The 17826-nt window shown below is 71.8% G+C and carries 15 protein-coding genes; 9 read left to right on the top strand and 6 right to left on the bottom strand.

The window, feature by feature from the left end:
- Positions 1-85 precede the first annotated feature (85 nt).
- The 4 genes from ACFQ6X_RS09160 to ACFQ6X_RS09145 are packed head-to-tail and all read right to left on the bottom strand — an operon-like array spanning position 86 to position 5109.
- Complete coding sequence (locus ACFQ6X_RS09160) at positions 86-1420, bottom strand: AAA domain-containing protein (RefSeq protein WP_383178268.1); 1335 nt, start codon at positions 1418-1420, stop codon at positions 86-88.
- On the bottom strand, positions 1417-3087 hold the full coding sequence (locus ACFQ6X_RS09155) for a hypothetical protein (RefSeq protein WP_383178265.1): 1671 nt from the start codon (positions 3085-3087) through the stop codon (positions 1417-1419). The genes ACFQ6X_RS09160 and ACFQ6X_RS09155 overlap by 4 nt, the downstream gene beginning before the upstream one ends.
- Entirely contained in the window at positions 3078-4265 is a 1188-nt protein-coding gene (locus ACFQ6X_RS09150; protein WP_383178262.1) for a hypothetical protein, read from the bottom strand. The genes ACFQ6X_RS09155 and ACFQ6X_RS09150 overlap by 10 nt, the downstream gene beginning before the upstream one ends.
- Positions 4159-5109 (bottom strand): phosphatase PAP2 family protein, encoded by a 951-nt coding sequence (locus tag ACFQ6X_RS09145; protein ID WP_383178259.1) that lies wholly within the window; start codon positions 5107-5109, stop codon positions 4159-4161. Before ACFQ6X_RS09145 ends, ACFQ6X_RS09150 begins: the two co-directional genes overlap by 107 nt.
- A 304-nt stretch (positions 5110-5413) precedes the next feature.
- Here ACFQ6X_RS09145 and ACFQ6X_RS09140 point away from each other — a divergent pair, with 304 nt between their 5' ends.
- Complete coding sequence (locus ACFQ6X_RS09140) at positions 5414-6010, top strand: histidine phosphatase family protein (RefSeq protein WP_383178256.1); 597 nt, start codon at positions 5414-5416, stop codon at positions 6008-6010.
- A gap of 140 nt (positions 6011-6150) precedes the next feature.
- Here the strand turns inward: ACFQ6X_RS09140 and ACFQ6X_RS09135 are convergent, their stop codons facing one another.
- Positions 6151-7527 (bottom strand): tetratricopeptide repeat protein, encoded by a 1377-nt coding sequence (locus tag ACFQ6X_RS09135; protein ID WP_383178253.1) that lies wholly within the window; start codon positions 7525-7527, stop codon positions 6151-6153.
- Between the two features lie 242 nt (positions 7528-7769).
- Between ACFQ6X_RS09135 and ACFQ6X_RS09130 the strand changes: the two genes are divergently transcribed.
- Positions 7770-8141: a hypothetical protein gene (locus ACFQ6X_RS09130; protein WP_383178250.1), complete on the top strand. Its 372-nt coding sequence runs from the start codon at positions 7770-7772 to the stop codon at positions 8139-8141.
- Between the two features lie 88 nt (positions 8142-8229).
- Positions 8230-9126, top strand: coding sequence for a spermidine synthase (locus tag ACFQ6X_RS09125; protein WP_383178248.1), 897 nt, complete (start codon positions 8230-8232; stop codon positions 9124-9126).
- A 7-nt stretch (positions 9127-9133) separates the two neighbouring features.
- On the opposite strand, the gene ACFQ6X_RS09120 is transcribed toward ACFQ6X_RS09125, so the two are convergent.
- Positions 9134-9682, bottom strand: coding sequence for a hypothetical protein (locus ACFQ6X_RS09120; protein WP_383178245.1), 549 nt, complete (start codon positions 9680-9682; stop codon positions 9134-9136).
- 78 nt (positions 9683-9760) lie between these two features.
- On the opposite strand from ACFQ6X_RS09120, the gene ACFQ6X_RS09115 reads away from it, so the two are divergent.
- From ACFQ6X_RS09115 to ACFQ6X_RS09090, 6 genes are all read left to right on the top strand, one after another.
- Positions 9761-10483 (top strand): response regulator transcription factor, encoded by a 723-nt coding sequence (locus ACFQ6X_RS09115; RefSeq protein ID WP_329210800.1) that lies wholly within the window; start codon positions 9761-9763, stop codon positions 10481-10483.
- A complete protein-coding gene (locus ACFQ6X_RS09110) occupies positions 10480-11958 on the top strand; it encodes an ATP-binding protein (protein ID WP_383178240.1) in 1479 nt (492 codons plus the stop codon). The genes ACFQ6X_RS09115 and ACFQ6X_RS09110 overlap by 4 nt, the downstream gene beginning before the upstream one ends.
- Before the next feature lie 132 nt (positions 11959-12090).
- Positions 12091-13575 carry a cellulose binding domain-containing protein gene (locus ACFQ6X_RS09105; protein ID WP_383178237.1) on the top strand — a complete coding sequence of 495 codons (1485 nt, stop codon included), beginning with the start codon at positions 12091-12093 and terminating at the stop codon, positions 13573-13575.
- A 753-nt stretch (positions 13576-14328) separates the two neighbouring features.
- Positions 14329-15651 carry an ABC transporter substrate-binding protein gene (locus ACFQ6X_RS09100; RefSeq protein ID WP_383178234.1) on the top strand — a complete coding sequence of 441 codons (1323 nt, stop codon included), beginning with the start codon at positions 14329-14331 and terminating at the stop codon, positions 15649-15651.
- Positions 15652-15819: 168 nt separating this feature from the next.
- Complete coding sequence (locus ACFQ6X_RS09095) at positions 15820-16818, top strand: carbohydrate ABC transporter permease (RefSeq protein ID WP_383178231.1); 999 nt, start codon at positions 15820-15822, stop codon at positions 16816-16818.
- Between the two features lie 15 nt (positions 16819-16833).
- Positions 16834-17757, top strand: coding sequence for a carbohydrate ABC transporter permease (locus ACFQ6X_RS09090; RefSeq protein ID WP_383178228.1), 924 nt, complete (start codon positions 16834-16836; stop codon positions 17755-17757).
- Positions 17758-17826 lie beyond the last annotated feature (69 nt).

Raw genomic sequence — 17826 nt, 5'->3', positions numbered from 1 at the left:
CCGGACGGCCACCTTCCATTGTCCAGCCCGGCGCAAGAGCGCTTCCCACGATCGGGGCCCGCGATGCGTGCGGAGCCCCACGGACTCACGGCCGCCACGGAACGCGGTGGTTCGACCAGAGCTCCCACGTGGACTGCATCGCCTCCCACCCGTCGGGGAACTTCACCGTCACACCCAGCTGGACCGGCTCCGTCGACGGGTGCTCGTCCAGCAGATCCGCCACCCCCGCACGGCACACCACGATGCAGGCGTGACGGTGCCGGGAGGCCAGCACGCACAGGCGGCCCGTCTCCAGATGGAACGCCGTGGCGTCCGGGCGGCCCGACAGCGGGTGCAGGACCACCGTCACGTCGAACTCGCGCCCCTGGAGCCGGTTCGCCGTGTCCACCGCCACGCCCGTCACACCCAGCTCGGCGAGTGCCGCCCGCACGGCCGCCGCCTGGTCGCGGTGCGCCGTGCCGACCGCGACCCGGTCCGCCGTCACCGGGACCGGATCAGGCGCACGCTCACTCGTCGCGGCGCCGCCCCGGTCCAGCAGTCGGCGGACCACCAGGGCCACCGCCCGTACCGCCTCCGGATCGGTACGCGGAGTGTGGCGGGCCGGGAGCTCCAGCAGCCCCCAGCCCGAATCCGCCGCCACGTCCAGCACCCGGTCGGGCCCCGAACCGTCCGAGGGGACACCGAAGGACAGCCGGCGGTCGCCGTGATCCGTACCGCTGCGGAACGGCGTGTACGGGTAGAACGCGTCCGACACCAACGGCGCCGCCGACGCGGGCAGCCGCCACGACACCGGCAGCCGGTGCTGAGGCAGATCCGGATTGTGCGCGAGCAGCGTGGCCACCGCGCTCGCCGACGGGTCGTACGACAGTCCCGCCCACTGGTCCGCACCGACGATCGAGAACGGGTCCAGCTGACCCGGATCCCCGACGAACAGCGCCCGCTCGAACAGCCCGGCCACGGCCAGCAGCGCGTCCGAGCGCATCTGGTACGCCTCGTCGACGATCGCGTGCCCCCACGGCTCGACGTTCTTCACGTGCGCCCACTTGGCGGCCGTGGAGATGACGATGTCGAGACCGGCCAGATCCGCCGCCTTCGCCGACTTCCGCACCTGCGCGAAACCGTCCAGGACCTTGTCGTACGGATCGGAGTCGCTGCTGTGCAGACGGCCCACCGGCAGATCCGGGGCCTTCTCCGCCAGCCGGACCACCAGATCGTCCACCTGGGCGTTCGTCTGCGCGATCACCATCAGCGGGCGCCCTGCCGCGGCCAGCTCGAGCGCCGCCCGCACCACCAGCGTCGACTTCCCGGCACCCGGCGGCGAATCCACCACGATGCCGCGCGCCGTACCCCGCAGGGTGTCGCCCAGGATCGCGTCGGTCGCCTGCGCCGCTGCGGCACCCGGATCGAAAACGACAGTCACAGAAGGTCCTCCGCGGTCACGGGGTCGGGCTTCTCGGCATGCCCGTCACCGGTGCCCGGCGGACCGCCGTGGGTCCACGGGGTGTCCTCCGGGTCCGGCAGCTTCGGGCCGCTTCGCTGATCGTGCTCGAAGAGCGTCCACGCGATCCGGTCGCCCGGCTCCGGCACGGAACCGGGGGCGGGCTCCTTGCCGCGCCCCATGCGGTCCGTGATCCGCAGGACGAGGAGCACCGTGTCGGTGTCCTGCCCGTCTGCGGACCGCGCGTCCGCGGTTTCCCGGTCGGTGTACTCCCCGTCGGCGGACTCGTCCGAGCCGTACCCCACGAACTCCGCCGTCTGCGGCTTCCCGTCCAGCGAGCGGTACACCTTCGTCCGCTCACCGAGATGCGGGCGCTCATCCGTACGGACCGTGACCAGCGGGCGCGGCGAGGGCCGCTTCGACTCGCTGTACGTCATCTCCACGTCCGTCACCTCGCCGACGAACGCCTCGCCCGCCAGCCGCCGCCCCGCGAGGACCAGCGGATCGTCCAACGCCTCCTGCGCCTCCAGCTGCGCCTGCGCCGTCTCCCGCGAGGCAAGCTTCTGCGCCGCCGTCACCGCGTCGTCCCGCCGCGGCTGCGGCGGCTCGCCCGCCCGCACCCGGTCCCGGTGCGCGGTGAACGACCAGCGGTCCCGGGTCCACCGGTCCTCGGCCCTGGCCCCCTCCGGCAGCTCCCGCAGCAGGTCGAGCCCGCGCCACACCGCGTCCCACGTCGGCAGCAGCACCCCGGCGAGCAGCGATCGGATCTCCCGCTCGGCACCGCTCAGCTCACCCAGCCGGGCATCGGCGGCGAGACCGTCCTCCGCGGCGGCCAGCGCCGTGCGTGCCCGGTCGTACTTCTCGATCGCGGGCGCGAGCAGCCTGTTGTCGAACGCCGGGTCCGTGGCCGGTCCCGCCGGGGGGACGACCAGCTGGCCGGCCCGGTCCCGCAGCAGCTCCGCACGGAGCGCGGCCGACGCCCCCGACTCGCCCTCCGGTGGGTCGATCCAGGCCAGCAGCGCACCGAGATGCTGGTCCTCCAGGCTGCTCTGCCCCGTCGCCCAGTGCCGGTTCAGCAGATCGGTCGTGGCGAGCAGCAGCGAGGAGCCCGGCACCCTGGCCCGCTCCCCGTAGTGCGTCAGCCAGCGGCCGAGCAGCGGGACACGGGCGGGCGCCGGATACGGGGTGTCCGGATCGTCCTCGGCGGTGCGCCGGAACCGCATGGACCGCCCGAGCAGCCGGACGAAGTCGATGCCGGCCCGGCTCGGCACGATCAGCTGGGCCGCGTCCGTGCACAGCTCGACCTCGACCTTGACCTTCTTGCCGGTCTCCGGATCGGTCTCGTTGCGCTCGGCCGGTTCGATGACGTCCGCGTACGACTCGATGTGCGGAAGAACCGCTTCCGCCAGCTCGGCGAGGAACGCGAACCGCAGGTCGCGGTCGCGCGGCTGCGCCACCGCCAGCAGCCTGGGCGCCTCACGGTCCGTCCCCACGAGGGCCCCGAGGGGCGCGCCCGCCTCACCGGCCGTCGTCAGCGGCACCAGTACGAGCGGGCCGCCGGTCAGATGGCGGTGCCGCACGGTGGTGAGCGGCTGGGCCCGCCCGCTGTCCACGGCCTCCAGCCGGGCCAGGGTGTTGATCAACGACATGGGACGCCGCCGCTCGCGTGTTCCAGGGCCTCCGCGCGCAGAGCCGCGGCCCGGCGCAGGGCCGCCACCGTCGGATCCGCCGGGTCGCCCTCCTTGCCGGCCGCCGCGGCCAGCACCCCGGCGACCGTCGTCAGCCCGCCGAGCTCGCCCCGCACGCTCCGGCCCAGCGCCTCCACGGCCCCGTCCGTCCGGGCCTTCGCCCGGCAGTGGAAGGCCAGCTCGCACGCGGCCAGGCACTCGGGGGCGTAGGCCGCGGGCACCGACTCGACGGCGGTGCCCAGCTCCTCGGCCGAGCACCCCGGGTCGAACGTCGTGCCCTCGGGAAGGGCCGCCGCGATGTCCTCGATACGGGTCAGCCTGGCCAGCTGGCGGCGCGTGACGGCGCGCTGCTTGCGTACGTCGAGGACCGAGGCGGTCGGCAGGTTGGAGAAGTCCCTCGGACACACCAGCAGGACCCGGTGCCCGACCCGGGCGCCCTCGGTCATGGCGGCGATCCGCTCCAGCGCCAGGACGTAGACGGCGGACTGACGTGCCGCCGCACCGACCTTCGCGGCGTCCGCCGAACTGTCGATCATGGGGAAGGACTTGATCTCGACGACCGTCCAGGTGCCGTCCGGGTGCACCACCACGGCGTCCGGCTCCAGGTAGGCCGGCGAGCCCGCCACCTCCAGGGCCAGCATCGGATGGTCGAGCAGCGCCCAGCCGCCCGCCTCGGTGGCCTCGCGCAGCGCCAGCGCCGTACGCGCGGCGCGGCCCTCGGGACCGGCCGCCGTCAGATCGGGCACCGCGGCCCGGCCCGGTGCGTCCGCTCCGCTGCCGAGACGCTCGAACAGCAGGCGCAGCAGCTCCGTACCGCCGTCGGCCTTGACCTTCGCCTCGAACGCGTTGCCCCGGATGAACGCGAACTGCGACTGGCCGAACGCGGCCGGGGAACCGAGCGCGGTCGCCAGCACGGCCTTGTCGACCCCGGCGCCGTCGAGCAGGGCGCGCCGCTTGCAGCCGGGGTTGGCGGCGAGAGCGGCGAGCGCGCGTGCGTCGAGCGGGTGCGGCGCGACGGACGGGCCGCGCAGCTCAGCGAGCCGCTGCCGGAGCGTCGTCGCTGGCGGCTTCGGCTGCGGAGCCGGTGGCCGCGCCGCTGGAATCTGCGGAGGAGGTCCGCTGGCCGGGGATTCGCTCACCCGCGGAAGTCTTGCATCCGGCACTGACAATCGTGGACTTCTTGGCCGTCACAGGAACGGGGACCGGTGCGAAAGCGGCCCTCAGGCGGTTCTTGACCCGGTCGGCCACCCGGATGACCGGCCTGGTCAGCAGGGCTCCGGCGGCCATCACGGCGGCGCCGGCGACCGCGTCGAGGAAGTAGTGGTTCGCGGTGCCCATCACCACGAGCACCGTGATCAGCGGATACGCGATGCCCGCGGCACGTATGAGCGGGTGGCGCCCGTGGCGCCACAGGAGGACCCCGCACCACAGCGCCCAGCCGACGTGCAGGCTCGGCATCGCCGCGTACTGGTTGGTCATCCCGCTGAGTCCGCGCGGGGCGCTCGCGCCGGCGCCCCACCAGCCGTGCGCGCTGTACTGGGCCATCGTGTCGACGAATCCGTACCGGGCGTCGAGCAGCCGGGGCGGGCAGGTGGGCATCAGCGTGAAACCGATCAGCCCGAGGAGCGTGGAGGTCATCAGCCAGGTGCGGGCCGCCCGGTAGGCGGCGGACCGGCGCCGGAACATCCATATGAGGACGGCCGGAGTGACCAGGTAGTGCAGCGAGGCGTAGGCGAAGTCGGCGGGTATCCCCAGGGCCGGGTTGGCGGTCAGCAGCCGGTTGAGCGGGTGCTCGGCGTTGAGGTGGAGGGCCTTCTCCAGGTCGAGTATGGCGAGCCCGTGGTCCACGGCCGTCGACACGTCGCCCCGGACCAGCAGCCGCCCCGCCGAGTACAGCCCGTACACCACCGCGATCAGTGGCAGCTCCGTCCACCAGCGTGGCCGATGACCGGAGGAGCGTGTCGCGGCGGTGGCGTGCGGCATCCGGTAGCTCTCCCCATGTTCATGCGGTCGACGGCGGACGTTCAACCGTACGGCGGTCGTCGGCCTTGAATTCCCCCGGGGGGCGTCCCCCGCGGACGTCCCTGGTCGTGCGCAGAGAGGGACGCCGATACGGCCCCGCAGGTTGCCTGCGTGGCAGGTGCGGGATGATGGAGCGGGACCTCACCGGCACCGTCCCCCGGCCGGCTGCCGTCCCCGTCGTCGTCCCGGACACCGCTGTCCAGGACCCAACAGATCCTAGGGTCCTCGGATCTTCAGATCTCAGTATTTTTCAGGGAGAGCCGTCATGGCACCGCGAATCCTGCTCGCCCGGCACGGCCAGACCCAGTGGTCCGTACAGGGCAATCACACCGGCAGGACCGACATTCCCCTCCTCGACACGGGCCGCGAGGGCGCCAAGCTGCTCGGGGAACGCCTGCACCGCGAGCCCTGGGACGGCCTGCCCGGGGTGGAGGTGCGGACCAGCCCGCTCGTCAGGGCCGCCGAGACGTGCGCGATCGCCGGATTCGGTGACCGTGCCGAGCCGTGGGACGCGCTGATGGAGTGGGACTACGGGGAGTACGAGGGCCTGACCCCGGCGCAGATCAAGGCGGACCGGCCGGACTGGCTCATCTGGCGGGACGGTGTCCCCGGGGGCGAGACCCTGTCGGGACTGGCGCGCCGGGCGGACGAGATCGTGGACTGGGCGCGCTCGGCGGACCGGGACGTGCTGGTCTTCGCCCACGGGCACATTCTGCGGGCGCTGGGGGCGCGGTGGCTGGGCGAGGACGTCTCCTTCGCCGCGCACCTCCGGCTGGAGCCGACCTCACTGTCGGTGCTGGGCTGGGCGTACGGAATGCCCGCCCTGGAACGCTGGAACGACACGGGCCACCTGGACCGATAGCCCGGAAAGCCCCCGGCCCACCCGGCCTACCCGGCCCGTCCGGCGTTCGAGGACGGAGCCCGGGGACCGGGGACCGGGGGCCGGGGTCCCGTTCGAGCCCGTCCGGCGATTGAGGACAGAACGTCCCCGGCGCAGGGAACTCACCCGGCCGAAGGCACCCGCTCCGGCCCCGGCGGCAACTCCTCGTACCGCTCCAGGAACGCCACGACCTCCGCCCCGCCCCGCGGTCGCAGCACCCGTACCGCGCTCTCCAGCATCCCCCGGATCCGCGAGGACTGGACGCGGTCCAGCAGGTCCAGCACCTGGTGCCCGGCCGTCGCCGCCTGGTCGGCCGCGCCCGCCCGCGCCAGGTCACCGGTCAGCTGCGCCCGGTACAGCGCCAGGTTCCGCGTGAAGTGCGGGTCCTGCAGCCGCGTGGCCCGCCGCGCGTGCCGCGCCGCCCTCGGCCAGTCGCCCAGGGCCGACCAGCACTGCGCCTCCAGCATCTCCAGCTCCGCCTCGCGGAAGAAGGTCATCCACTCGGGGTCCGCCGCGCACTCCCCCCGCTCGAATGCCGTGCGCGCCCGCCCGATGGCCCGCTCGCACCCCGTACGGTCCCCGAGCCACGCCCGCCCGCCCGCCTCCCGCAGGGCGAGCAGGGCCAGCAGCCGCGGTGAGCCGAGCGGGCCGGCCACCCGCTGCCCGGCCTCCGCGGCCCGGACCGCCTCACGCGCCCGCCCCGTGTCCCGGGCCAGGAACGACGCGTTGCAGAACGCGTGCGCCTCCAGAGCCGCGTCCCCTGCCAGCCGCGCCGTCGCGAGCGCCTCCGCGTAGTGCGAGCGCGCGTCGTCGAAGCGGCCCGAGTCGTGCGCCAGCCAGCCCACCGAGATCGCCAGCTCACCGGCGCCCGAGTGCAGCCGGTCCGCGGTACTGCGGCGGCTCGCGGTGCCGGCGTCCAGCAGCGCGTACGCGGCCCGCAGCGGCTGGGAAGCACGCCGGTACAGCCCGTCCGCGCCGTGCCGGTCGTCCAGCAGCCGGATCTGCCGCACCGCCTTCTCGACGGCGCTCACCTCGGCCTCGCCGACCCGGCGCTGTGCGGGCACGGCCATCGGGCCTGCGGCGGCGGACGGGCCGCCCAGGCCCAGGGACGCGGCTGCCACCGTGGTGGTGCCGCTCGTCATGAACACGCGACGCAGCACGTCGCTCTCCTCGTCGGTATCGCTGTGGAGCGCAGGGGGCAGGGGCACAGCCGCGGCGGCCCCCGTACGTGCCCCCCGGCCGCGCACGCTCTCGCGGGCCGAGAAGCCCAGGTCCGCCAGGCTCGCCCCCGGGAACATGTGGAGGAACACCCGTTCGTACGCGTAGTTGGGACAGCGGATCTCGCCGGACTCCACGCGCCCGATGTACCGGGCGTCGCACGCGACGTGTTCCCCGATCTCGCGTGCGGCCCTGCGGATCGCCGCCGCGAACTCCCCGGCGGACCGCGAACCGCGCAGCCGCCGGAACGCAAGGTTGGGAACTGCCCGTGTCGACACCATGGCGGGGCCCTCTCTGGTGCAGCCGGGCGCCTGCTTCCGGTGTCCCGGCGGAGCAAGAACGTACCTGCTGTGACACGTCACACACGCAGCGTTTCGCTATAAAACAAGACATCTCGCCCGTGATCCGCCATGAACTGCCACCCTTTGCGGCGGCGTAGTGCCGTAGCCCTTGACGCCGTCGGTGCGTTGGTCCATGAGGAAGCGGAGCGTGGCTCTGCCCCGCGACGAGAGGAGGGGTTCCCATGCTGCACATCGGTCCGGAAACCGCGCCGTGCGACCTGGTGACCGTCCCGGCACGTCAGGGACTGGAAGCTGTGGACATCCTGCGCCGCGGCGCGGACCACGAGGCCGTCGGCCCGGTCCTGCACGACGGAGCCTGCCACACCCTCGGATTCCTGGTGCCGCCCGGTACCGCCGACGCCTGGGACGTACCCGGCAGTGCCTGTACGCGGACGGACGGCCGGGGACTGCGCATCCCCGCCGAGCCGCCCGTGATCGGCGGCGGCTGGCTCCTGCCGCCCGCCGAGGACGCCCCGGTCACCGATCCGGCCGTGCTGCGGGCCGCTCTCGACCAGGCCGCCAGGCTCATCGAGGCGGCCGACAACTGCCGCTGAGGCCATAATGGCCTGGTGGGCGGATCTCCCGCCGTCGCCGGCCGACCCAGCAGCCGGCCCCCGATCCGGTGAGCGAGGACGAGCGCGCGTGGCACGTCGAGGAGCGCCGGCCAAGGGTGCGAGCGCCCGGAAGCGGTCCGAGCGCGAACGCGGGCAGGAGCCCGTCGCCGCGACGGTGGACGGCGGTCTCGCCGAGCTCGTGCCCGACCGCGAACGCCCGCGTGCCTGGACCCTGCTGCTGGACGGTGCCCCGCAGTCCCATGTGGACCTGGACGACCCCTCGTACCTCTCGTTCGAGTACCAGCGCAGGCTCGGCCACGTCATCGACCTCTCCGCGCCCCCGAACCAGCCCCTCCAGGTCGTGCACCTGGGCGGCGGCGCGTTCACGCTGGCCCGCTACATCGCGGCGACCCGCCCCCGCTCCACCCAGCAGATCGTCGAGATCGACGCTGCCCTCGTCCAACTCGTCCGCCGGGAGCTCCCGTTGGACCCGCAGGCCCGGATACGGGTGCGCTCCACGGACGCCCGCGCCGGACTCGCCAAGATTCAGGACGGCTGGGCCGATCTCGTCATCGCCGACGTCTTCAGCGGGGCCCGTACCCCCGCCCACCTCACCTCCGCCGAATTCCTCGGTGAGGTACGCCGGGTACTGAAGCCCGGCGGTCGGTACGCCGCCAACCTCGCCGACGGTCCGCCGCTCGCCCACCTCCGCGGCCAGATCGCCACGGCGGCCTCCCTCTTCCCCGAGCTGGCCCTGGCAGCCGACCCGACCGTCTGGCGGGGCCGCCGCTTCGGGAACGCGGTCCTGGTCGCCTCGGACCTGCCGATCGCCGTCGCCGAGCTGACCCGACGGGTCGCGAGCGACCCCCACCCCGGCCGGGTCGAACACGGCAGGGCACTCGCCGACTTCACGGGCGGCGCCGCCGTCGTCACCGACGCGGGCGCCAAGCCGTCCCCCGCCCCGCCGCCCGGCGCCTTCACCTGAGCCCCGGCTACTGGTCGACGACCTGCACCGTCGGCGGATGGCCGTTCCAGGTGCAGAAGACGGAGACGGTCGCCCCGCCCCCGTCGCTGAAGTCCACCCGGATCCACTCCGCGTTCGTCCACACCTGCATCGACCAGCCCTGCTCCGGGGTCGCCGAGACCAGCTTCGCCGACGCGCTCGCCAGCTCCAGGACCACCCGGCCGCCACGGGTCGGATAGCTCTTCACGTCCCCCGACGACGCCGCCGCGGGCGCGGAGGTCTTCGGCGGGGCGGCCGGACTGCTCGACGGAGTACGGGAGGACGGGCGCGGCGACCGCGGGGGCGCGGTCCGGGAGGCGCTCGCGCTCGGCGTGGGCGAGGGAAGGGCGCGGTGGGTGGACGACGACACCGGTGCGTCCGCCGCCTGTTCGGTCCGGGTGCCGACAGAGATCGGCACGGCGCGCGGAGGGTCGTACGCCGTCCCCGACATCACCGTGTGCACACCCCACCACGACAGCGTGACCGCCGCCCCGGTGGACAGCGACCAGGCGATCGCGTGTACGAGTCCTCGTTGCATCGGGCACATCCTGCCCCACCCGCACCGGTGCTGTCCCGGGGAGGACCGGGTCCGTCCGCATGGGCTACGGTGCCGCCCATGCCTAGTGTGCTCGTGGTCGAGGACGACCAGTTCGTACGTTCCGCCCTCATCCGGCACCTGACCGAGGCCTCCCACACGGTGCGGAGTGTCGGCACGGCGCTGGAAGCGCTGCGCGAAGTGGCGCACTTCCGGTTCGACGTGGTCATCCTCGATCTCGGGCTGCCCGACCTCGACGGCGCCGAGGCGCTGAAGATGCTGCGGTCCATTACCGACGTACCCGTGATCATCGCGACCGCGCGGGACGACGAGGCCGAGATAGTCAGGCTGCTCAACGACGGTGCCGACGACTACCTGACCAAACCGTTCTCGGTCGAGCACCTGTCGGCGCGCATGGCCGCGGTGCTGCGCCGCACCCGCGGCGCCGGCGACCGGACGCCGTCCCCGCGCGTGATCCAGGTCGGCGGGCTCTCCATCGACCCGCTGCGCCGCCAGGCGGAACTGGACGGCACGGCACTCGACCTGACCCGCCGCGAATTCGACCTGCTGGCCTTCCTCGCCGGGCGCCCCGGAGTGGTCGTCGCGCGCCGGGAACTGCTGGCCGAGGTCTGGCAGCAGTCCTACGGGGACGACCAGACCATCGACGTCCATCTCTCCTGGCTGCGCCGCAAACTGGGCGAAACGGCCGCACGGCCGCGCTATCTGCACACGTTGCGCGGAGTCGGCGTCAAACTCGAACCCCCCGCGGCGGCACCGCGGACCGTACCGGAACCACCCGCATGAGGTGGGCCCTGGTCAAGGTCTGCCTGGCCGTCACCGCCATGGTCGTGATCGCGTTCGCGGTGCCCCTCGGGCTCGTCATCAAGGAGATGGCCCGCGACCGCGCCTTCTCCGACGCCGAGCGCCAGGCCGCCACCATCGGCCCGACCCTCACCATCACCACCGACCGCGAGGAACTGACCCGCGCGGTCCTGTCCACCGAACCGGGCGGCCAGGGACGGCTCGCCGTCCACGTCCCCGCCGCCGACGAGCCGGACAGCCGGCGCCTGGAGATCGGCACCCGGCGCGCCACCCGCCACGACCTGGAGACCGTACGGACGTCGGGGCGCGCCTCCATCTCCGAGGTCCCGGGCGGCTCCGCGCTGCTACAGCCCACCGCACTGAGCTCGGGAGACATCGCCGTCGTCGAGGTGTTCGTACCCGAGGGCGAGGTCTCCAACGGGGTCGGCACGGCCTGGCTGATGCTGGCGGGTGTCGGCATAGCGCTGATCGTCGGCTCGGTGGCGGTCGCCGACCGGCTCGGCGTACGGATGGTGGAGCCCGCGCAACGGCTCGCCGGCGCCGCCCAGAACCTGGGGGAGGGCAGGCTGGGCACCCGGGTCCCCGAGGAGGGGCCCACCGAACTGCGGTCGGCCGCCGTCGCGTTCAACTCGATGGCGGACCAGGTGGTCCAACTCCTCGCCAACGAACGCGAACTGGCCGCCGACCTCTCCCACCGGCTGCGCACCCCGCTGACCGTGCTCCGGCTCAACGCCGCGTCCCTGGGCGAGGGCCCCGCCGCCGAGCAGACCCGGGCGGCGGTGGAGCAACTGGAGCGCGAGGTCGACACGATCATCCGCACCGCCCGGGAACAGCGCCCCCAGACCCAGGGCGTGCAGCCGGGCGCGGGCGCCGGGTGCGACGCGTCCGAGGTGATCCGCGAGCGCATGGGCTTCTGGTCGGCACTGGCCGAGGACGAGGGCCGTACGGTCCGCCTCGCGGGGGTGGACCGTACGGTACGTATCCCGGTCGCCAGGCCCGAACTGGCGGCCGCAGTCGACGCGTTGCTCGGCAACGTCTTCCGGCACACCCCGGAGGGCACCGCGTTCGCCGTCGATGTGCACCACAGCGGCGACGCGGTACTCGTCCTGGTCTCCGACGCCGGGCCCGGCATAGCCGACCCGAAGGCCGCCCTCGCCAGGGGAGCCACCGGACGCGGTGAAGGACCGGGCGCCGTGGGCTCGACCGGCCTCGGACTGGACATCGTGCGCAGGGTCGCCGAGTCGACCGGCGGCGATCTGCGGATCGGGCGTTCGGTGCTCGGCGGTACGGAGGTGCGCATCTGGATAGGCCTCGACGGCGGCCCGTCCGAGCGCGGCCGCCGGGGGCACCGGGTGGGCAGGCGCACGGGGAAGCGGATCGGGAAGCGGCAGCGACACGGAGTGACGGGGCGGAACGCAGAGCTCCGTAAGTCACCAGGCGCCGAGCCGATTCTTTAACCAGCACCGATGCGCTCCTTAAGCCAACCCTAAGAACATCAACTCAGGTCCAGGAAGCGACTTTTGCCCGGTTCGGGGCGGCTAGCGTGCAGACGCAAACACCACCCCCCGCAGGACAGAGGCAGGAACGCGATGGGCACCAGCACGCACCGCCGTACGACGAGCACCCGCACCAAGGCCGTCGGCGCCGTCGTCGCCGCCGCAGTCATCGGTGGCACGGTCTTCGCACTCACCGGCACGGCGCAGGCCGCGGCGGTCGGTGCCACCTACACCAGGACGAGCGGGTGGACCGGCGGATACACCGGGCAGTACGTCGTCACGAACGACACCGACAAGGCCCAGGCGGGATGGACGCTCGAGTTCGACCTCCCCGCGGGTACGAAGATCGACTCGCTCTGGAACGGCGAGCACACCGTCAGCGGGAACCACGTCACGGTGAAGCCCGCGAGCTGGAACAAGGACCTCGCCCCGGGTGCATCGGTGACGGTCGGCTTCGTCACCGCCTCGTCCGGCACGGCTGCCGATCCGGTCGACTGCCTCATCAACGACGCCACGTGCTCCGTCGACACCGGTGCGACCCCGCAGCCCAGCGGACGCCCCACGCAGACCGCGAGCCCCGCACCGACGCCCACCGCCACGGCCACCCCCACCCCCACGAAGTCGGCAACGGCCTCACCGACGCCCTCCGAGACGTCCGGCGGCGGTGACGAGGGCGGCACGGCCGCGGGTGCCGGGTTCGCCCCGTACATCGACACGTCGCTCTACCCGTCGTACGACCTGCTGGACACCGTCCGGAAGACCGGTGTGAAGGAGTTCAACCTCGCCTTCATCACCTCCGGCGGCAGCTGCGCCCCGCTCTGGGGCGGGGTGACCGGCCTCGGCGACGACAAGGTGGCCGCCCAGATCGACGCGCTGCGGGCCCAGGGCGGCGACGTCCGGGTCTCCTTCGGCGGTGCGGCGGGCGCCGAGCTGGCCCTGCACTGCTCCTCGGCCGGCGATCTCGCCGCCGCGTACGGCAAGGTCATCGACACGTACAAGCTCACCAAGGTCGACTTCGACATCGAGGGCGGTGCGCTGCCCGACACCGCGGCCAACTCCCGCCGCTCGCAGGCCATCGCCCAGCTCCAGAAGGCGCACCCCGGCCTGGACGTCTCGTACACCCTGCCGGTGATGCCGGAAGGCCTGACCCAGCCGGGCGTGGACCTGATCGCCGACGCGAAGAAGAACGGCGTGCGGGTCGACGCGGTCAACATCATGGCGATGGACTACGGGGCCTCGTACAGCGGCGACATGGGCGACTACGCGACCCAGGCGGCCACCGCCACGCAGGCCCAGATCAAGGGTGTGCTCGGGCTGTCCGACGCGGCGGCCTGGGAGGCCGTCGCGGTCACCCCGATGATCGGCGTGAACGATGTCGCCACCGAGATCTTCAAGGTCGACGACGCCACGCAGCTGGTGAAGTTCGCCCAGGACAAGGGCATCGGCCGGCTCGCTATGTGGTCCGGCACCCGCGACAAGGAGTGCGCCGGCGGTACGAAGCCGACGGCGGACGCGTCCTGCAGTTCGATCCTCCAGGAGCCGCTGGCGTTCACGAAGGCATTCGGCGCCTTCAAGTAACCCTCCGCTCCCCACAGACCGCCACCCCCCGCGCGCATCCCGGCCGGCCCCACATCCCCCCACACCCGGCCGGGGTGCGCCCCCACATGTGGCCTGCGGACTCCGAGATGTCCGTAATCGCCGGACGGGCTTGATATGCCCGTCCGGCGCTTGCATTCGCAACGCCCATCGAGCCCGGCGTCGAATTCCCCCGGACCGACCGCGCTCCCACAGCTAAGCGGAACCATCCGTCCGGTCCCCGGAGTTCGGGGAAAGAACGCGGAATCCGCCTCAAGCCCCCAGGACGCCCCCACCGTGCGCCGCCCCGTTCATCTTCCGGCGGGCGTTCCCGGCCCGAGCGGTGATGCGGGCGCCTCCGCGAGCCCCGTTCCGAAATCCGCTCCCCGGGTGGCCCTTTTCGGGGGCCCGGGCCGGCCTTCCGGCTCAACACCTCTCTGACCTGCGGAAATTCGCGATCCATCGCGCCGCGTATGCAGGACGCGCGAGTTAACGCAAGACCTCTACCGGACACGGTCGCGTGACTTGCAGGACACACTCGGGCAACGGAAGCGTCTTCAACTCTTGACACCCACCCCCTTGAGGCAGCAACCTTCCGGCATCAGCGCATGGGAGCGCTCCCATATCGAACGAGGTTTTCGCTCGTACGGGGACGGCACCGCCCATGTCATCCCCGTACCGACGGCACCCGCACCCACCGGTGCGTATGCCGAGCAGATTGAACGCCAGTCCCACCCTGGAACAAGGAGTAGTGGAATGCGCATCACCCGCACTGTCGCAGGTCGAAGCCGCAGAACCCTCGTCATGGCCACCACGGGCCTCACGGCCACCGCCCTGCTGCTCACCGGCTGCGGCGATTCCGACTCGGACTCCGAGGGGTCCGACGCCAACGGGAAGATCACTCTGACCGTCGCCGACTTCGGCCAGTTCGGCTACAAGGAGGCGGGGCTCTTCGAGAAGTACCACGAGCTCCACCCGAACATCACGGTCAAGGAAAACGTCTCGGCCGACGAGAAGGTCTACTACCCGAAGTTCCTCCAGCAGCTCAACACGGGCAGCGGCCTCGCCGATGTGCACGGCATCGAGGTCGGCCGCGCGAAGGAACTCGTCGACACCAAGGCGGACGCCTTCGCGGACCTGTCCAAGGTCGTCGACCCCAGTGAGTGGGTGACGTGGAAGGCGCTGCAGGCCACCACCGACGAGGGCAAGGTCATCGGCGCCGGTACCGACATCGGCCCGATGTCGATCTGCTACCGCCGTGACCTGTTCGAGCAGGCCGGTCTGCCGACCGACCGCACCGAAGTCGCCGCGAAGTTCGCCGGCGGCTGGGAGGACTACCTCAAGCTCGGTGAGGAGTACAAGAAGAAGGCCCCCAAGGGCACTTACTTCATGGACTCCGCCAGTGCCATGTACAACGGCGTCGTCAGCTCGAACGAGGAGCAGTACTACGCCAAGGACGGCAAGGCGATCTACAAGGACAGCGCCGGGGTCAAGGCCGGCTGGAACCTCGCCGCCGAGGCCGCCGACAAGAAGCTGACCCAGGGTCTCGCCCAGTTCACCGACGAGTGGGGTGCGGCCCTGCGCAAGGGCACCATCGCCTCCGTGGCCTGCCCCGCGTGGATGGCCGCCCGGATCTCCACGGACGCCGGTGACGCGTTCAAGGGCAAGTGGGACATCGCCCGCACCCCGGGCCAGACCGCGGCCAACTGGGGCGGTTCGTTCCTCGCCGTTCCCGCGAAGGGCAAGCACGTCAAGGAGGCCGGTGAGCTCGTCAAGTGGCTGACCGCGCCCGAGCAGCAGGCCGCCGTGTTCGCGGCCGCCGGTCTCTTCCCGTCGAACAAGGGTGCCTACCTGCTCCCCGAGGTGAAGACCGCCAAGCTGGAGTACTTCAACAACGCGCCCATCGGTGAGATCTACGCCGAAGAGGCTCAGGTCATCCCGGCCGCCGTGCTCGGCCCGAAGGACGGCGTCATCAAGGACACCATCTCCACCCAGATCAACAACATGGAGCAGCGGGGCACCAGCCCCGAGGACGCGTGGGACGCGGCCACCGAGGCGATCGACAAGGTGATCGGCTGATCCTCACCGGTGCGGGCGGCCGGGACGGTTTCCACCCGTCCCGGCCCGCCCGCACCGGTGCCGGTTCCCCCGACGGCACCGCGCACCTTTTCCGACACCTCTGCCGGACCCGACCAGGTCCGGCCTGCCCCTGCGGTGTCGGCACACCCCAGGGAAGGACTCCCACCTGTGGCAACCACCACCCCCACCAGGGGCGTACACGGCTCCCGGCCCAGCCGCCGCGCCCCGAAGCCCATGTCTCCCGGCCGCCAGGCCTGGCGCAGCCGGCTGTGGCGCTTCGACGACAAAGCATCGCCGTACGCCTACATCGCGCCCTTCTTCCTCGTCTTCGGCGCCTTCGGGCTCTACCCGCTCATCTACACCGGCTGGATCGCCCTCCACCGGGTGGAGATGACCGGCCTCGACCAGATGGAATGGGTCGGCTTCGGGAACTTCAGCAAGATCCTCCAGGAAGACGAGTTCTGGACCGCGGTCAGCAACACCTTCGTCATCGGTGTCATCTCCACCGTCCCGCAGTTGATGGTCGCGCTGGGCCTCGCCCACCTGCTGAACTACAAACTGCGCGCCAGCACCTTCTGGCGCACCGTGATCCTCACGCCCTACGCCACCTCGGTGGCCTCCGCCGCCCTCGTGTTCGCCCTGGTGTTCCGGGCCGACGGCGGACTGCTGAACTGGGTCCTCGGCTTCTTCGGAGCCGGCGAGACGAACTGGGTCAACGGCCACTGGACGTCCAACATCGCCATCGCCGTCATCGTGATCTGGCGCTGGACCGGCTACAACACGCTGATCTACCTGGCCGCGATGCAGGCGGTGCCGTCCGACCTGTACGAGGCGGCCTCGCTCGACGGGGCCTCGCGCTGGCAGCAGTTCCGCAACGTGACGATTCCCGCGCTCCGGCCGACGATCCTCTTCACCATCGTCATCTCGACCATCGGGTCCATGCAGCTGTTCGGTGAGCCCCTCCTGCTCGAAGGAGGCGCCAACGGCGCACAGGGTGGCACCGAGAACCAGTACGAGACGCTCAGCATCTACCTCTACAACTACGGCTGGAACCTCGGACACCTCGGTCCGGCCGCCGCGGTCGCCTGGGCGATGCTCGTCCTGCTGCTGCTCATTGCCGCGATCAACTGGCTCATCGGGCGCTTCGTGCGCAAGACCGCGGCCTGACGGGGAGCGATACCCATGACCACCACCAGCCCCATCACCGCTCCGGACCACCGCCGCGTCTCGAAGGCCGCGGTCCGTCACGAGCCTCCGCGCCGCCGCCGGTTCAAGCCCGGAGCGGGTCGCCAGCACCACGCGGGCCCCTTCGCCTACTTCGCCCTCGTCGTCGTCGGGCTCGGCTCGCTGTTCCCGCTGTACTGGACGCTGGTCGCCGCGTCCCGTACCCAGCAGGAGGTGCTCGACACCACCCCGCCGCTCCTCCCGGGCGGCAACCTGTTCAACAACCTCGAAGCGGCCTGGGAGCAGGCCAGCCTCGGCAAGGCCATCCTGAACACGTTCATCGTGTCCAGCAGCATCACCCTCGCGACGCTGTTCTTCTGCACCCTGGCCGGGTACGCCTTCGCCAAGATGCGCTTCAAGGGCCGCAACATGCTGATGACGATGGTCATCGTCACGCTGACGATCCCCCCGCAGCTCAGCGTCGTCCCCCTGTTCATGTTGATGTCCGACATCGGCTGGGGCGGACAGCTGGAATCGGTCATCTTCCCGACCCTGGTGAGCGCGTTCGGCGTGTTCTTCATGCGTCAGTACCTGATCGAGGCGCTGCCGTACGAGCTCATCGAAGCGGGCAAGGTGGACGGGGCGAACAACCTCCGCGTCGTGTGGAGCATCGTGCTCCCGGTCGCCCGACCGGCCATGATGGTTCTCGGCATGCTCACCTTCGTACAGGCCTGGAACGACTTCTTCTGGCCCTACCTGGCACTGAACGATCAGACCCCCACGCTCCAGGTCGCACTCGGTCTGCTGAGCGCGTCCTACGTCCCCGATCAGAGCATCGTCATGGCGGGTGCGCTGATCAGCACCCTGCCTCTGCTCGTCGTCTTCGTGATCTTCGGCAAGCAGATCGTCGGGGGAATCATGTCCGGCGCCGTCAAGGGCTGACTTCCCGGCCCGCTCCGCTCCACCCCGGTCGTCCCGTACGGCCTGTACCTGACCACAGGCCGTACGGGC

Origin of the sequence: Streptomyces sp. NPDC056452 (assembly GCF_042796085.1) — a bacterium.
Classification (GTDB): domain Bacteria; phylum Actinomycetota; class Actinomycetes; order Streptomycetales; family Streptomycetaceae; genus Streptomyces.
The sequence above is the reverse complement of the archived record's forward strand: the minus strand, read 5'-3'. Positions and strand labels throughout refer to the sequence as shown.

Excerpts from the sequence above, each read along its gene's own strand:
- ACFQ6X_RS09130 (WP_383178250.1), top strand. The coding sequence starts at position 7,770 with ATGCTGCACATCGGTCCGGAAACCGCGCCGTGCGACCTGGTGACCGTC.
- ACFQ6X_RS09120 (WP_383178245.1), bottom strand. The coding sequence starts at position 9,682 with ATGCAACGAGGACTCGTACACGCGATCGCCTGGTCGCTGTCCACCGGG.
- ACFQ6X_RS09155 (WP_383178265.1), bottom strand. The coding sequence starts at position 3,087 with ATGTCGTTGATCAACACCCTGGCCCGGCTGGAGGCCGTGGACAGCGGG.
- ACFQ6X_RS09115 (WP_329210800.1), top strand. The coding sequence starts at position 9,761 with ATGCCTAGTGTGCTCGTGGTCGAGGACGACCAGTTCGTACGTTCCGCC.
- ACFQ6X_RS09145 (WP_383178259.1), bottom strand. The coding sequence starts at position 5,109 with ATGCCGCACGCCACCGCCGCGACACGCTCCTCCGGTCATCGGCCACGC.
- ACFQ6X_RS09105 (WP_383178237.1), top strand. The coding sequence starts at position 12,091 with ATGGGCACCAGCACGCACCGCCGTACGACGAGCACCCGCACCAAGGCC.
- ACFQ6X_RS09140 (WP_383178256.1), top strand. The coding sequence starts at position 5,414 with ATGGCACCGCGAATCCTGCTCGCCCGGCACGGCCAGACCCAGTGGTCC.
- ACFQ6X_RS09110 (WP_383178240.1), top strand. The coding sequence starts at position 10,480 with ATGAGGTGGGCCCTGGTCAAGGTCTGCCTGGCCGTCACCGCCATGGTC.
- ACFQ6X_RS09090 (WP_383178228.1), top strand. The coding sequence starts at position 16,834 with ATGACCACCACCAGCCCCATCACCGCTCCGGACCACCGCCGCGTCTCG.
- ACFQ6X_RS09100 (WP_383178234.1), top strand. The coding sequence starts at position 14,329 with ATGCGCATCACCCGCACTGTCGCAGGTCGAAGCCGCAGAACCCTCGTC.
- ACFQ6X_RS09135 (WP_383178253.1), bottom strand. The coding sequence starts at position 7,527 with ATGGTGTCGACACGGGCAGTTCCCAACCTTGCGTTCCGGCGGCTGCGC.